Origin of the sequence: Nocardioides jiangsuensis (genome assembly GCF_019679455.1) — a bacterium.
In the GTDB taxonomy this organism is placed as follows: domain Bacteria; phylum Actinomycetota; class Actinomycetes; order Propionibacteriales; family Nocardioidaceae; genus Nocardioides_C; species Nocardioides_C jiangsuensis.
Genome location: NZ_JAIEZQ010000001.1, coordinates 754,873 through 768,803 on the forward strand (window position 1 = coordinate 754,873; position 13,931 = coordinate 768,803).

At 72.7% G+C, this 13,931-nt stretch carries 11 protein-coding genes; 5 read left to right on the forward strand and 6 right to left on the reverse strand.

The genetic code is table 11. The features are described 5' to 3' along the window. Window positions 1-89 precede the first annotated feature (89 nt). The 5 genes from K1X13_RS03575 to K1X13_RS03595 form a co-directional block, all read right to left on the reverse strand. Complete coding sequence (locus K1X13_RS03575; RefSeq protein ID WP_221023639.1) at window positions 90-284, reverse strand: DUF3073 domain-containing protein; 195 nt, start codon at window positions 282-284, stop codon at window positions 90-92. Between the two features lie 225 nt (window positions 285-509). After that, window positions 510-1,622 carry a phosphoribosylformylglycinamidine cyclo-ligase gene (gene purM / locus K1X13_RS03580; RefSeq protein ID WP_221023640.1) on the reverse strand — a complete coding sequence of 371 codons (1,113 nt, stop codon included), beginning with the start codon at window positions 1,620-1,622 and terminating at the stop codon, window positions 510-512. Window positions 1,623-1,669: 47 nt separating this feature from the next. Continuing rightward, a complete protein-coding gene (gene purF, locus K1X13_RS03585) occupies window positions 1,670-3,235 on the reverse strand; it encodes an amidophosphoribosyltransferase (protein WP_221023641.1) in 1,566 nt (521 codons plus the stop codon). An 88-nt stretch (window positions 3,236-3,323) separates the two neighbouring features. After that, a complete protein-coding gene (locus K1X13_RS03590) occupies window positions 3,324-4,676 on the reverse strand; it encodes a dipeptidase (RefSeq protein WP_221023642.1) in 1,353 nt (450 codons plus the stop codon). A gap of 33 nt (window positions 4,677-4,709) precedes the next feature. Next, the gene (locus tag K1X13_RS03595; RefSeq protein ID WP_221023643.1) at window positions 4,710-5,069 is read right to left on the reverse strand and encodes a sterol carrier family protein; all 360 of its coding nucleotides are present in this window, start codon (window positions 5,067-5,069) and stop codon (window positions 4,710-4,712) included. A 73-nt stretch (window positions 5,070-5,142) separates the two neighbouring features. Here K1X13_RS03595 and K1X13_RS03600 point away from each other — a divergent pair, with 73 nt between their 5' ends. The 5 genes from K1X13_RS03600 (at window position 5,143) to K1X13_RS03620 (ending at window position 11,391) form a co-directional block, all read left to right on the forward strand. Then, entirely contained in the window at window positions 5,143-6,465 is a 1,323-nt protein-coding gene (locus K1X13_RS03600; RefSeq protein WP_221023644.1) for a glycoside hydrolase domain-containing protein, read from the forward strand. Window positions 6,466-6,567: 102 nt separating this feature from the next. Beyond that, complete coding sequence (locus tag K1X13_RS03605) at window positions 6,568-7,893, forward strand: glycoside hydrolase domain-containing protein (RefSeq protein WP_221023645.1); 1,326 nt, start codon at window positions 6,568-6,570, stop codon at window positions 7,891-7,893. 204 nt (window positions 7,894-8,097) lie between these two features. Then, window positions 8,098-9,342, forward strand: coding sequence for a S8 family serine peptidase (locus tag K1X13_RS03610; protein WP_221023646.1), 1,245 nt, complete (start codon window positions 8,098-8,100; stop codon window positions 9,340-9,342). Window positions 9,343-9,494: 152 nt separating this feature from the next. Continuing rightward, window positions 9,495-10,070 carry a heme NO-binding domain-containing protein gene (locus tag K1X13_RS03615; protein WP_221023647.1) on the forward strand — a complete coding sequence of 192 codons (576 nt, stop codon included), beginning with the start codon at window positions 9,495-9,497 and terminating at the stop codon, window positions 10,068-10,070. After that, entirely contained in the window at window positions 10,048-11,391 is a 1,344-nt protein-coding gene (locus K1X13_RS03620; protein ID WP_221023648.1) for an ATP-binding protein, read from the forward strand. The genes K1X13_RS03615 and K1X13_RS03620 overlap by 23 nt, the downstream gene beginning before the upstream one ends. A gap of 69 nt (window positions 11,392-11,460) precedes the next feature. Here K1X13_RS03620 and purL read toward each other — a convergent pair whose 3' ends face one another. Further along, the gene (gene purL, locus K1X13_RS03625; RefSeq protein ID WP_221023649.1) at window positions 11,461-13,755 is read right to left on the reverse strand and encodes a phosphoribosylformylglycinamidine synthase subunit PurL; all 2,295 of its coding nucleotides are present in this window, start codon (window positions 13,753-13,755) and stop codon (window positions 11,461-11,463) included. Window positions 13,756-13,931 lie beyond the last annotated feature (176 nt).

Below are 13,931 nucleotides of genomic sequence, written 5' to 3' on the forward strand. Positions count from 1 at the left end.
GCGGCCCGCGCCCCCCGCGCGGCGGCCCCCCCGGGGGGGGGGGGGGGGGCCCCCCCGCCGCCCCCCCCCCCCCCACGGCCGGACGGAGATCAGTCCCGGCGACCGGGCTCTGAGTAGTCAGCCCACTCGTCGTACTCGTCGGCTTCGACGGCATCCTCGGATGCGTCGGTCTTCGACTCGCCGTGCAGCTCTCGGGCCAGCGCGCTGAGGTCCGTCTCGTGAGAGCGGTACTTCAGGTCGCGGGCAACCTTCGTCTGCTTCGCCTTAGCTCGGCCGCGCCCCATAGGGTCGACCCCCTCGCACACTCGGCCGGAGTCACGTCTTCCCCACCCGTGACGGCCGGTTACCGACCTTCACGGACGAAGCCCACGCGCGTCCGGTCTCTCGTTCGTATTCTCGTGGGTCCAACGGTACCTGCCCACCGGTGGTTCCTGCACATCAGGAGCACGATTCGGGACAAATCCGGGGCCGCGGGTCGCCGTACGGCGGGTCGGCGGCCGCCGCGGCGGTCAGGCCCAGCCGGGGTGCCGGCCCACCAGCGAGACCGTGCCGCCGGCCTGCGCCTCGAGGGCGTCGGACACCGCGCTCACCTCGCCGCAGACCCAGGCGCGCACGCCGTGGCCCTCGAGCAGCGAGATCGCCCGGTCGGCGTCGTCGGCCGCGGTCAGCGAGACCATGCCGACGCCGCAGTTGAGCGTCTTCTCCAGGTCGTCCTGCGGCACCGAGCCGACCCGGCGGACCAGGTCGAAGACCGGCTGCGGGGTCCAGGTGCCGCGGTCGACGGTGGCGACCAGCTCCTCGGGCATCACCCGCTCGAGGTTGGCGGCCAGGCCGCCCCCGGTGATGTGGGACATCGCATGGGTGCGGGTGTTCCGGGCCAGGTCGAGGCAGGCCTTGGCGTAGATCCGGGTCGGCTCGAGGAGCTCGTCGCCGAGGGTACGGCCGAGCTCCGGCACGTCCCGGTCCAGCGCCCAGCCGGCGGTGTTGAGCAGGACGTGGCGCACCAGCGAGTAGCCGTTGGAGTGCAGTCCGCTCGACTGCATCGCGATCACCACGTCACCGGGCCGGACCCGTCCGGGGCCGAGCAGGTCGGCGGCCTCGACGACCCCGGTGGTCGAGCCCGCGACGTCGTACTCGTCCGGACCGAGCAGCCCGGGGTGCTCGGCGGTCTCGCCGCCGATCAGGGCGCAGCCGGCCTGGACGCACGCCTCGGCGATGCCCTGGACGATCGCGGCGATCCGCTCCGGCACCACCCGGCCGGTCGCGATGTAGTCGGTGAGGAACAGCGGCTCGGCGCCACAGACGACGAGGTCGTCGACGAGCATCCCGACGAGGTCGAAGCCGATCGTGTGGTGGCGGTCCATCGCCTGGGCGACGGCCACCTTGGTGCCCACGCCGTCGGCCGAGCTGGCGAGCAGCGGGCGCTTGTAGGACTTGAGCGCGCTGGCGTCGAAGAGCCCCGCGAAGCCGCCGATGCCGCCGATCATCTCGGGACGCCGGGCCTTGTCGACCCACACCTTCATCAGCTCGACGGCCCGGTCCCCGGCCTCGATGGAGACCCCGGCGGCCTCGTAGGTGCTGCCGCCGGCGGCGGCGCTTGCGGTCTCGGCCTGGTCAGACATGGGTTCCTCGTCCGTGGGTCGGGGTGGGCGCCGTCGGCGGTCGGTCGTCAGGGGCGGTCGAGCGCGTCGGAGGCCCCGCCGCCGGAGAGGCTGGCGCTGAGCCCGTCGACGTCGGTGGCGATCTCGGTGCTCGTCATCTCGAGCAGGTGCTTGCCGAGGTGCTCGGGTTCGGGCAGCTGCACCGGGTAGACCCCGTCGAAGCAGGCTCGGCACAGGTCGTCCTTCGGCACGGTCGTCGCCTCGACCAGCTCGTCGAGCGAGATGTAGCCGAGCGAGTCCGCGTCGATGGAGCGGCAGATCTCGTCGCTGTTCAGTCCGTTGGCGATCAGCTCCGCGCGGGTGGCGAAGTCGATTCCGTAGAAGCAGGGCCACTTCACCGGCGGGCTGGAGATCCGCACGTGCACCTCGCGGGCGCCGGCCTCGCGCAGCATCCGGACCAGGGCGCGCTGGGTGTTGCCGCGCACGATCGAGTCGTCGACGACCACGAGCCGCTTGCCCTCGATCACGTCGCGCAGCGGGTTCAGCTTCAACCGGATGCCGAGCTGCCGGATCGTCTGCGAGGGCTGGATGAAGGTGCGCCCGACGTAGGAGTTCTTCACCAGGCCCGAGCCGTAGGGGATGCCGCTGGCCTCGGCGTACCCGATCGCCGCGGGCGTGCCGGACTCGGGCACCGGGATCACCAGGTCGGCGTCGGCGGGGAACTCCTTGGCGAGGCGCCGGCCGATCTCCACCCGGACGCTGTGCACCCGCTGGCCCTGGAGCAGGGTGTCGGGACGGGCGAGATAGACGAACTCGAACAGGCAGTGCTTGGGAGCCGGCTCGGCGAAGGTGCGGCTGCGCAGCCCGTCCTCGTCGACCGCGATCAGCTCGCCGGGCTCGATCTCGCGGATGAACGACGCACCGACGATGTCGAGCGCCGCGGTCTCCGAGGCGACCACCCAGCCGCGCTCGAGGCGGCCGAGCACGAGCGGGCGGATGCCCTGCGGGTCGCGCGCGGCGTACAGGGTGTTCTCGTCCATCCAGACGAACGAGAACGCGCCCTTGACGGTGGTGAGGACCTCGGCGGCGTTCTCCTCGAGGCTCCGGTCCGGGTGGTGCGCGAACAGCGCGGTGACCAGGCTGGTGTCGTTGGTCGACACCACGTTGCGCGAGGGGAGGTCGAGCTCGCCGACCGCGTTGGGCAGGCCGGCGACGCGGCTCGCGAGCTCGCTGGTGTTGGTCAGGTTGCCGTTGTGCGCCAGGGCGATCGAGCCCGTGGCGGTCGGCCGGAACGTCGGCTGCGCGTTGTGCCAGGTGCTGGCGCCGGTCGTGGAGTAGCGGGCGTGGCCCACGGCGAGGTGGCCCTTGAGCGACTCCAGGGTGGTCTCGTCGAAGACCTGGGAGACCAGGCCCATGTCCTTGAAGACGAGGATCTGCCGGCCGTTGCTGACCGCCATCCCGGCGGACTCCTGGCCGCGGTGCTGCAGCGCGTAGAGGCCGTAGTAGGTCATCTTCGCGACGTCCTCGCCGGGGGCCCAGACACCGAAGACCCCGCAGGCGTCCTGGGGACCGCGTTCCTGGGGGTCGAGGTCGTGGTTCAGGCGGCCGTCTCCACGGCGGGAGTTGCTGGTCACGCGGCCGAGTCTACGGGGGCGCAGGCGATCGCGCCGAACCCGTCCTAGACGGTGGGCCGACCCGCGCACGGGCCGGCCCACCGCGAGGTCACAAGTTGTTCAGCAGCAGCGTCTCGGCGAGGCAGACCCGCTCGAACTCCGCGAGGTGCAGCCCCTCGTTGGCGCCGTGGGCGCGGGTGTCGGGGTCCTCGACACCGGTCACCAGCACCGCGGCCGCGGGGAACGCCTTCTGGAACGACGCGATGAACGGGATCGAGCCGCCCACGCCGATGTCGACCGGGTCGGTGCCGTCCCAGGCCTCCTTGAACGCGGCCCGGGCTGCGTCGTACGCCGGCCCGCTGGCGTCGATCACGCCGGGCTCACCGCTCTCGCGCCCCTTGGTGACGGTGACCTTCGCGCCCCACGGGGCGTGGTCGTGGAGGTGGGCGACCAGCTTGTCGATCGCCGAGGTGGCGTCGTCGCCGGGAGCGAGCCGGAGCGAGACCTTCGCCCGCACCGACGGGATCAGGGTGTTGCTCGCGTCGGCGGTGCGGGTGGCGTCGAAGCCGATGATCGAGATGGACGGCTTGGTCCACAGCCGCTCGACCGCGGAACCCGAGCCGATGAGCTCGACCCCGTCCAGGATCGAGGACTCCTCACGGATCCGCTGCTCGGGGTACTCCAGGTCGGCGGCGGGACCGGAGACGAGGCCCTCGACTGCGACGTTGCCCTCGTCGTCGTGGAGCGTGGCGAGCAGGCGCACCATGCTCATCACCGCGTCGGGGACCAGGCCGCCCCACATCCCGGAGTGCACGCCGTGGTCGAGGGTGGCGAGGTCGACGAAGACGTCCACGTTGCCGCGCAGGGTGGTGGTCAGCGCCGGGACGCCGATCTCCCAGTTGGTGGAGTCGGCGATCACGATCACGTCGGCGGCGAGCAGGTCCTTGTGCTCGGCGAGGAACGCCTCGAGCGTGGGTGAGCCGACCTCCTCCTCACCCTCGACGAAGACGGTGACCCCCACAGGCGGCGTACCGCCGTGGGCGCGGATCGCGGCGAGGTGGGCGGCGATCCCGGCCTTGTCGTCGGCGGCACCGCGGCCGTAGAGCCGGTCACCGCGCTCGGTGGGCTCGAACGGCTCGCTGTCCCAGTCCTCGCGGCGCCCGACGGGCTGGACGTCGTGGTGCGCGTAGAGCAGCACGGTCGGCGCGCCCTCCGGGCCGGGCCTGCGGGCCACGACCGCGGGAGCGCCGCCACCGCTGGACAGGATCCGGACGTCGTCGAACCCCTCGGCCCGGAACAGGTCGGCGGTCACCTCCGCCGAGCGCTCCACGTCGGCCTTGCGGGCCGGGTCGGCGCTCACCGAAGGGATCCGGACCAGGGCCTCCAGGTCGGCCCGGACGGAGGGCAGCACGTCCTGCACGGCGCTGCGGAGCTGGTCGACCGTCTTCCTCGTTGAAGTCATGGCGGACACCCTATGACCGGGCACACACCGCTCTCACGCCAGAGGCAGCAGCGGCGTCAGGTCGGAGCGCTCGCCGGACGCGACCAGCCGGGCGTCGCGCGCGGCGTCGGTCCACGCCAGGTCGCCCACCGCGAGCGCGATCCAGGTCGCGGCGTCCATCTCCACCACCGCGGGCGGGGTGCCCCGCGTGTGCCGGGTGCCCGCGAGGCACTGCGCCACGGCGTACGGCGGCACGCGCACCTCGACCGCCCCGCCCGGGGCCTTCGCGACCAGGAGCGCGAGGAGGTGCTTGGTGAGCAGCCGGAGGTCGGCGCCGTCCGCGGAGCCGTCCCGGAACCGGCTGAGCGCGGGGCCGACCACGGCGGGGTCGGCGGGGCGGAGGCGCACGGGCATGCACAGCAGTATCCCGCACACCCGATCTGCCCTAAAGTGACCCGGTCGGTCCAGATATTCCAACGGGGGAATGATGCTGCTCACCCGCGCGCGGGCTCGCACCGCGTCCGTCGTCCTGTCCGCGCTCGTCGCCACCGGCCTGTCCGCGCCGCCGGCGCAGGCGGCCTCGCGGGTGACGCCCGGGTCGTTCACCGGCTTCGCCTTCGACACCTGCAACACGCCGTCCAACGCCGACATGGACGCGTGGCGGACCTCCTCGCCGTTCTGGGGCGTCGGTGTCTACATCGGCGGGGCCGAGCTCAGCAGGTGCACCAAGGAGGCGGAGACGAAGCTCGACGCCGCCTGGGTGTCGCGCCAGGCGCAGCGGGGCTGGCGGGTGCTGCCGATCTGGGTCGGGCCGCAGGCGGACTGCGCCGACGACCCGTACACCAGCCGGATCGACACGAGCAAGCGGTCGTCGTACGCCGCCGCCCGGAGCCAGGGAGCAGCGAACGCCGGCGCCGCTGTGACGCGGGCGAAGAACCTGGGCATCCCGGCCGGCAGCACGCTCTGGTACGACATCGAGGCGTTCGACAACAGCGTGCAGGACTGCCGCCGGTCGGTGCTGAGCTTCCTGTCCTCGTGGACCAAGCGGCTGCACGGGCTGGGCTATACCTCCGGGGTCTACTCCAGCGTCGCGTCGGGCATCCACGTCCTCGACAACGCCGACAAGCTCTCCCCCGGCAGCTACGCGATGCCGGACCAGGTCTGGTACGCCTGGGCCAACAAGCGCGCAAACACCGTCATCGCCACGAAGTGGGTGCGCCGGACCAGCTGGATGCCGCACGCGCGCGTCCACCAGTACGTGATCGACACGTACGCGACCTACGGCGGGGTGCGGATGGAGGTCGACCGCAACTTCCTCGACGTCGGGCGTGGCTCGGTGGCACCGCGAGCCCTGGCCACCTGTGGCGTTCGCGTGGACTTCCCGGACTACCGCCTGCAGCGGCGCGGCATGACCGGCGCCCAGGTCGAGGCGGCGCAGTGCCTGCTGAAGAAGAAGCGCCTGTACGGCGGCCGGGTGCACGGTCGCTTCGACGCGGCCACCGTGCGGGCGGTCCGCTCGTTCCAGCACGGGCGGGGCATCCGGGTCACCGGCTCGGTCGACGCGCCGACCTGGACCGCGCTGCTCTCCGACGGCGCCTCGCCGCTGCTCAAGCGTGGCTCGGTCGGTGACGCGGTCCGCCGGCTCCAGCGCGGCCTCACCGCCGCGCTCGACGACCGCGTCACGGTGACCGGGGTCCTCGACACCCCGACCAGCGCGGCGGTCGTCCGCTACCAGCGAGCCCGGGGACTGACCGCGAACGGCGTGATGGCCGGCGAGACCTGGGCCGACCTCGAGGCCGGTAGGCGCTGACCGACTTTCGGGCGGTTCGGTCCGGTTTTTACGTTCGGTCCGTGACAAGGCACCAGAAGACATAGCCTTTCGGCGCCACCCGCCGACCGGAAAAAAGGTCACATGACCCTCTCAGCTCTCTCGTGGCGCCGCCGCGCCCTCGCCGCTCTCACCGTCCTGGCCGTCACCGTGTCCGGACTGCTGCTCGCCGCTCCCGCCGAGGCGGGCAACCGGGTCACCCCCGGCAACTTCACCGGCTACGGCTTCGACCAGTGCAACGCGCCCTCGCAGACCGCGATGGACGCCTGGCTGACCAGCTCGCCGTACTTCGCCGTCGGCATCTACATCGCCGGCAAGTCCCGCTACTGCAAGGAGCAGCCGAACCTCACCCCCGAGTGGGTCTCCACCCAGCTGCGCAGCGGGTGGCGGCTGCTGCCGATCACGGTCGGCCGGCAGGCGTCCTGCACGACCGTCGACCGCTACCGGACGAACCGGATCAGCGCCGACCCGACGGGCGGCTACAAGAAGGCCCGCGAGCAGGGCAAGGCCGAGGCCACCGTCACGGTCAAGGCCGCCCAGGGGCTCGGGATCAGCCCGAAGAGCACGCTCTGGTACGACATCGAGCACTTCGACATCGGGATCAGGCGCTGCCGGCTCTCCGCGCTGGCCTTCCTGTCTTCGTGGACCGACCGGCTGCACGAGCTCGACTACGTGTCCGGCGTCTACTCCAGCGGGTCCTCGGGCATCGCGATGCTCGACGCCGCCGACCGGGACTTCCCGGACCGGTGGACGATGCCCGACCGGCTGTGGATCGCGGACTGGAACGGCCGCGACGACGTCTCCTCGTCCTACGTCCGGCCCACCGCGTGGATGCCGCACGCCCGGGTGCACCAGTACCGGGGTGACCACTACGAGAAGCACGGCGGTGTGTCGATCCAGATCGACAGCAACTTCCTCGACGTCGGCCGGGGCTCGACGGTGCGCCGCAAGCCGCGCACCTGCGGGGTGCAGATGGACTTCCCGCGGTACGGCTTCCTCCGGCTCGGCTCCGAGTGGCCGCAGGTCAGCGCGCTCCAGTGCCTGCTGCGGCAGAAGCGCCTGTACGACGCCCCGATCACCGGCACCTTCGACCGGGTGACCCAGCAGGCGGTCCGCGACTACCAGCGCAGCCGTTCGCTCGAGGTCACCGGCAAGGTCGCCCGCAACACCTGGACCTCGCTGCTGTCCGAGGGGACGAAGCCGGTGCTGAAGTACGGGTCCGCCGGCAACCCGGTCCGCCGCGTGCAGCGCGCCCTGAACGCCGCCCTCGGCTCCGGGCTGGCCGTGACCGGGGTCTTCGAGGCCGAGACCACCGCCGCCCTGCGCGAGTACCAGGGCCGCCGGAACCTCTACCGGACCGGCGTGGTCGCCGGAGGCACCTGGGCCCAGCTGGTCGCCGGCCGCCTCTGATCCGTCGTCGTACCGCCGCCCGGCCGCCCATGGGGGTGCCGGGCGGCGGCGCCGGACCACCCGGTGAACACCGGATGCCGGCGGTCTTGCAGGGTTCTGAACCTGCTCATAACTGCACGCGGCACGCCGTGACCTTGCCGGGTTCCCCTCGTTGGGCCACCGTTCGGCTGCCCCGGCAGCTCGTCTCGGATGGCAAGGACCCCCATGCGCAGAACAGCAGCACTCGCAGGCATCGCCTGCGCCACCCTCGCACTCGGCACCAGCCCGCTCGCGGCCCTCGCGGCCCCCGCCGCCCCCGTGGTCACACCGAGCGCGGCGGGCTCCTACATCGTGGTTCTCGAGGACACCGCCGCGGCCCGCACGACCGCGGCGGCGCACGCCGAGCGCTTCGGCCTCGACCTCGGCCACGTCTACACCTCGGCGGTCCGCGGCTACTCCGCGACGATGCCCGCCGGGGTCGCCGACCTGGTCGCGGCCGCACCGGCCGTGGACTTCGTGCAGCGGGACACCGCCGTACGTGCCACCGCCCGGTCCACGCCGACCGGCATCGACCGGGCCGAGGCGGACACCAGCCCCACGGCCGCGATCGACGGCACCGACCAGCGGGTCGACGTCGACGTCGCGGTCATCGACACCGGCGCGGACCTGACCCACCCGGACCTGAACATCTACCGCGCCGGCGCACGGAACTGCTCCGTCGGCGCGGTCAGCGCCAACGACCTCCACGGCCACGGCACGCACGTGTCCGGCACGATCGGTGCGCTCGACGACGGCGCCGGCGTGGTCGGCATGGCCCCGGGCGCCAGGATCTGGCCGGTCAAGGTGCTCACCGACGCCGGCACCGGGCTGAACTCCGACGTGATCTGCGGCATCGACTACGTCACCGCGCACGCTGACGAGATCGAGGTCGCCAACATGAGCCTCGGTGGCGGCGGCGAGGACGACGGCAGCTGCGGCGCCCGCAACGACGACGCCATGCACGCGGCGATCTGCGAGTCCGTCGCCGCCGGCGTCACCTACGTGGTGGCGGCCGGCAACGACTCCGCCGACGCGTCCACGTCCACCCCGGCGGCCTACGACGAGGTGATCACGGTCAGCGCGCTCGCCGACTTCGACGGCCGGCCCGGCGGCGGCGCGCCCTCGACCTGCCGCAACGACCAGGACGACACGTTCGCGAGCTTCTCCAACTACGGCTCGGACGTGGACCTCATCGCCCCCGGCGTCTGCATCGAGTCCACCTCGATGCTGGGTGGCTACGACACCCTGTCCGGTACGTCGATGGCCAGCCCGCACGTCGCGGGCGCGGCGGCGCTCTACGCGGCGAACAACCCCGGCGCCTCCCCGGCCCAGGTGAAGTCCGCCCTGCAGAACGCCGGCAGCACCGACTGGAGCGACGCCGACGACCCGGACAGCACCCAGGAGCGCCTGCTCGACGCCGGCACCTTCTAGCCCGCCGGCACCGGAAGCACCCAGCGCGAGGGCCCGTCATCGTCCGGTGGCGGGCCCTCGCCCGTGGTCCGCCCCTCGTTCGCCGCTGACCGGACACCAGGACGGGCTACCATTCCCTGCCCCCACCTGCACCCCGACCCCGGAAGGCCGCCTTGAAAGGCATCATCTTCAACCTGGTCGAGGAGACCGTCAGCACCGAGTACGGCGACGACACCTGGGACTCCCTCCTCGAAGCGGCCGACGTCGAGGGGTCCTACACCTCCCTCGGCAACTACGACGACGCGGAGATCCACCGCCTCGTGGACGCCGGCTCGGAGGCACTCGACGTGCCGGCCAAGGACCTCACCGAGTGGCTCGGCCGGGACGCGCTGCTGCGGCTCGCCGCGCGCTACCCGCACTTCTTCGCGCCGCACGCCTCCACCCGGCCGTTCCTGCTGACCCTGAACGACGTGATCCACCCCGAGGTGCGCAAGGTGCACCCGGACTCCCAGCCGCCGGACTTCGACTTCTCGGGCGCCGACCCGCGCGTGCTCGTGATGACCTACCGCTCGGCCCGCCGGCTGTGCGCGCTCGCCGAGGGCATGGTCCGCGGTGCGGCCGAGTTCTACGGCGAGCAGGTGGCGGTCACCCACGACGTCTGCATGCTGCACGGCGCGGACCGCTGCGAGCTGACCTGCACCTTCGAGCCCACCGGCGAGGCAGACGATGCAGCAGGCGTCGGCCGCTGACCTGACCGCGCGCGTCGCCCTGCTGGAGCGCAGGCTCGAGCGTGAGCGGAGCGCGCGCCGTACCGCGGAGGAGATCGGCGAGCGCGCCACCTCCGAGCTGTTCGAGGCCGTGCAGAACCTCCAGCGCGCGCAGGCCGAGATCCAGGGCAGGGCCGACCAGGCCCGCACCGTCACCGAGCTCGCCCGCGAGGTGCGCCGCGAGCTCGACCTCGACGGGCTGCTCCAGCGCGCCGCCCGAGGGCTCGGCGAGGCGCTCGGCGCGGACTCGTGCACGGTGCGCCTGACCGCCGGCGACCGCGCGACCGCCCTGGCCAGGTGGGCCCGCCCCGGGTCCGGGTGCGACGGCTCGGCGGGGACGCCGCTCGGCGACCCGGCCGCGGAGCTCGCAGGCGGGTCGCCGGCCGGCCGGTGGGCGAGCACCCGCGCCGCGACGCCCGTCCTGGTCGGCGAGCAGCTGGTCGGCTGGCTGGAGCTGGAGTCCTCGCAGCCCCGGTCCTGGACGGAGCGGGACGTGGCGATCGCCGAGGGGCTGGCCCGCGAGCTCGGCGCCGCGGTCTCCCAGGCCCGGGTCTACGCCGACCAGCAGGCGACGGTGGAGCGGCTGCGTGAGCTCGACCTGGCGAAGACCGAGTTCGTCTCGACCGTCTCCCACGAGCTGCGCACGCCGCTGACCAGCATCACCGGCTACCTCGAGATGCTGCTGGAGGAGGCGCTCGGCGAGCTGACCCCGCACCAGGTGAAGGCGCTCACGGTGATCGACCGGAACGCCCAGCGCCTCCAGCTGCTGATCGGCGACCTGCTCACCCTGTCCGGCGTGGACGCCGGCGCGTTCCGGCTCGACCTCGCGCCGGTCCACCTCGGCACGGTGGTCGCCGACGCGTGCGCCGCGGTCCGCCCGCTGCTCGAGCGGCGGGTGCTCGACATCGCGGTCGAGGTGCCGGACGACCTCGGTGTGGTCCACGGCGACGGCACCCAGCTCGAGCGGGTGGTCAGCAACCTGCTCACGAACGCCGTGAAGTTCACCCCCGACGGCGGCCGGATCCGGGTCGCCGCGGCCGACGACGAGCACGGGGTGTCGCTGTCGGTGGCGGATACCGGCTGCGGGATCCCGCTCGACGAGCAGGACCGGCTGTTCACCCGGTTCTTCCGGTCCACGATCTCGCAGGAGCAGGAGATCCAGGGTTCGGGTCTCGGCCTCGCGATCACCAAGGCGATCGTCGACGGGCACGGCGGCGGGGTGGACGTCGAGTCCGCCCCCGCGGCCGGCACCACGGTCACCGTCCGGCTGCCGCGGCACCCGCCGGCGGCTGGGGTCGCCTGAGGGCCGGGTCGTCCGCACGAGCGCGGTCCATAGCGCGCGCTGGTGCGGACGACCGTGGCGACGAAGCGGTCAGCCGAGGGCCGCGGGCAGCGTCGCGGACCAGGCGGCCCGCAGCTCGCCGAGGCTCACCGAGAACTGGTCCTGCACGTCGAGCAGGGCGTCCTCGCCGCGGCCGTCGGTCACCCCGATTCGCGCGTGCGGGAAGCCGCGGGCGGCGCACATGTCGGTGAACCGCACCTCCTCGCTGCGGGGCACCGCGACGATCGCCCGACCCGCCGACTCGCTGAACAGCGCGACGAACGCGTCGAGGTCGTCCGGCAGCCACACCCGGGCGCCGATGCCGTGCCGCAGGCACGACTCGACGAGGGCCTGGGCGAGCCCGCCGTCGGAGAGGTCGTGCGCGGCGTCGACCAGCCCGTCACGCGAGGCGTTGACGAGGATGTCGCCGAGCTCCTTCTCCGCGGCCAGGTCCACCCGCGGCGGCGTACCACCGAGGTGGCCGTGCACGACGTGGGCCCACTCCGAGCCGGACAGCTCCTCGCGGGTGGCCCCGAGCAGGTAGACCTGCTGGCCCTCGGCGACGAAGCCCGAGGGGGTACGGCGGGTGACGTCGTCGATCACGCCGAGCACCGCGACCACCGGCGTCGGGAGGATCGCGGTCTGCCCGGTCTGGTTGTAGAGGCTCACGTTGCCGCCGGTGACCGGGACGCCGAGCGCCCGGCAGCCCTCGGCGAGGCCGCGGGTGGCCTCCGCGAACTGCCACATCACGTCGGGGTCCTCCGGCGAGCCGAAGTTCAGGCAGTCGCTGACCGCGAGCGGCCGGGCGCCCGTGGTGGAGACGTTCCGGAAGGACTCCGCGAGCGCGAGCTGCGCGCCGGCGTACGGGTCGAGCTTGGCGAAGCGGCCGTTGCAGTCGGTGGACACCGCGACCCCGAGGTTGGTCTCCTCGTCGACGCGGACCATGCCGGAGTCCTCGGGCTGCGCGAGCACGGTGTTGCCCTGGACGTAGCGGTCGTACTGGTCGGTGATCCAGGACTTGTCGCAGAGGTTCGGGCTCGCCACGAGCCGGAGCAGGGTCTGCTTCAGCTCCTCGCCGGTCGCGGGACGCGGGAGGTCCTCGGCGCGGTCGGCCTGGAGCGCGTCCTGCCACGACGGCCGGGCGAACGGCCGGTGGTAGACGGGCCCCTCGTGGGCCACGGTGCGCGGGGGTACGTCGACCACGCTCTCGCCGTGCCACTCGATGGTGAGCCGGCCCGAGTCGTTGACCTCGCCGACCACGGTGGCGTCGACGTCCCACTTCGCGCAGATCTCGAGGAAGCGGTCGACGTTCTCCGGCGTCACCACCGCCATCATCCGCTCCTGCGACTCGCTCATCAGGATCTCCTCCGGCGCGAGCGTGGAGTCGCGCAGCGGCACCCGGTCGAGCCAGACGTGCATGCCGCCGTCGCCGGCGGAGGCGAGCTCGGAGGTGGCGCAGGACAGCCCGGCGCCGCCGAGGTCCTGGATGCCCACCACGAGGTCCTCGGCGAAGATCTCGAGCGTGCACTCGATGAGCAGCTTCTCCTGGAACGGGTCGCCGACCTGGACGCTGGGGCGCTTCGCGGGCCCGGTCGACTCGAAGGTCTCGCTGGCCAGCACCGACACCCCGCCGATGCCGTCGCCGCCGGTCTTGGCGCCGTAGAGGATGACCTGGTTGCCGGCCCCGGAGGCCTTGGCGAGGTGGATCTCCTCGTGCCGCATCACGCCCACGCAGAGCGCGTTCACGAGCGGGTTGCCGGCGTAGGTCTCGTCGAAGACCGCCTCCCCGCCGATGTTGGGCAGCCCGAGGCAGTTGCCGTAGCCGCCGACGCCGGCCACGATCCCGGGCAGCACCCGGTGCGTGTCGGGGGCGTCGAGCGGGCCGAAGCGCAGCGGGTCCATCACGGCCACCGGACGCGCACCCATCGCCAGGATGTCGCGCACGATGCCGCCCACACCGGTCGCGGCGCCCTGGTAGGGCTCGACGTACGACGGGTGGTTGTGCGACTCGACCTTGAAGGTGACGGCGTACCCGTCGCCGATGTCGACCACGCCGGCGTTCTCGCCGATGCCGACCATCAGCGAGGCCCGCATCTCGTCGGTGACGTTGTCGCCGAACTGGCGCAGGTGCACCTTGCTGGACTTGTAGGAGCAGTGCTCGCTCCACATCACGGAGTACATCGCCAGCTCCGAGCTCGTCGGGCGGCGGCCGAGGATCTCGCGGATGTTGGCGTACTCGTCCGGCTTGAGGCCGAGGTCTGCCCACGGCTGCTGGTGGTCGGGGTCGGTGGCGGCGACCCCGACGGTGTCGAGACGGGTCTTGGCTTCAGAGCGCTGTTCAGTCACCGAGCATGGCTTCCGGATCGGTCGAGCAGGGACGTGTAACCGGGCCCCAACCTACCGTTCCCGGCCGACCCCGCCGACCGGGCGTCCAGCGCTGGTACGACGCGGCGGGACGGATTCGCGCGCCCCCTCCCCTCCTTTACCTCTGCGTGGCAGGGTATGTCGCACGCACGGCCCAC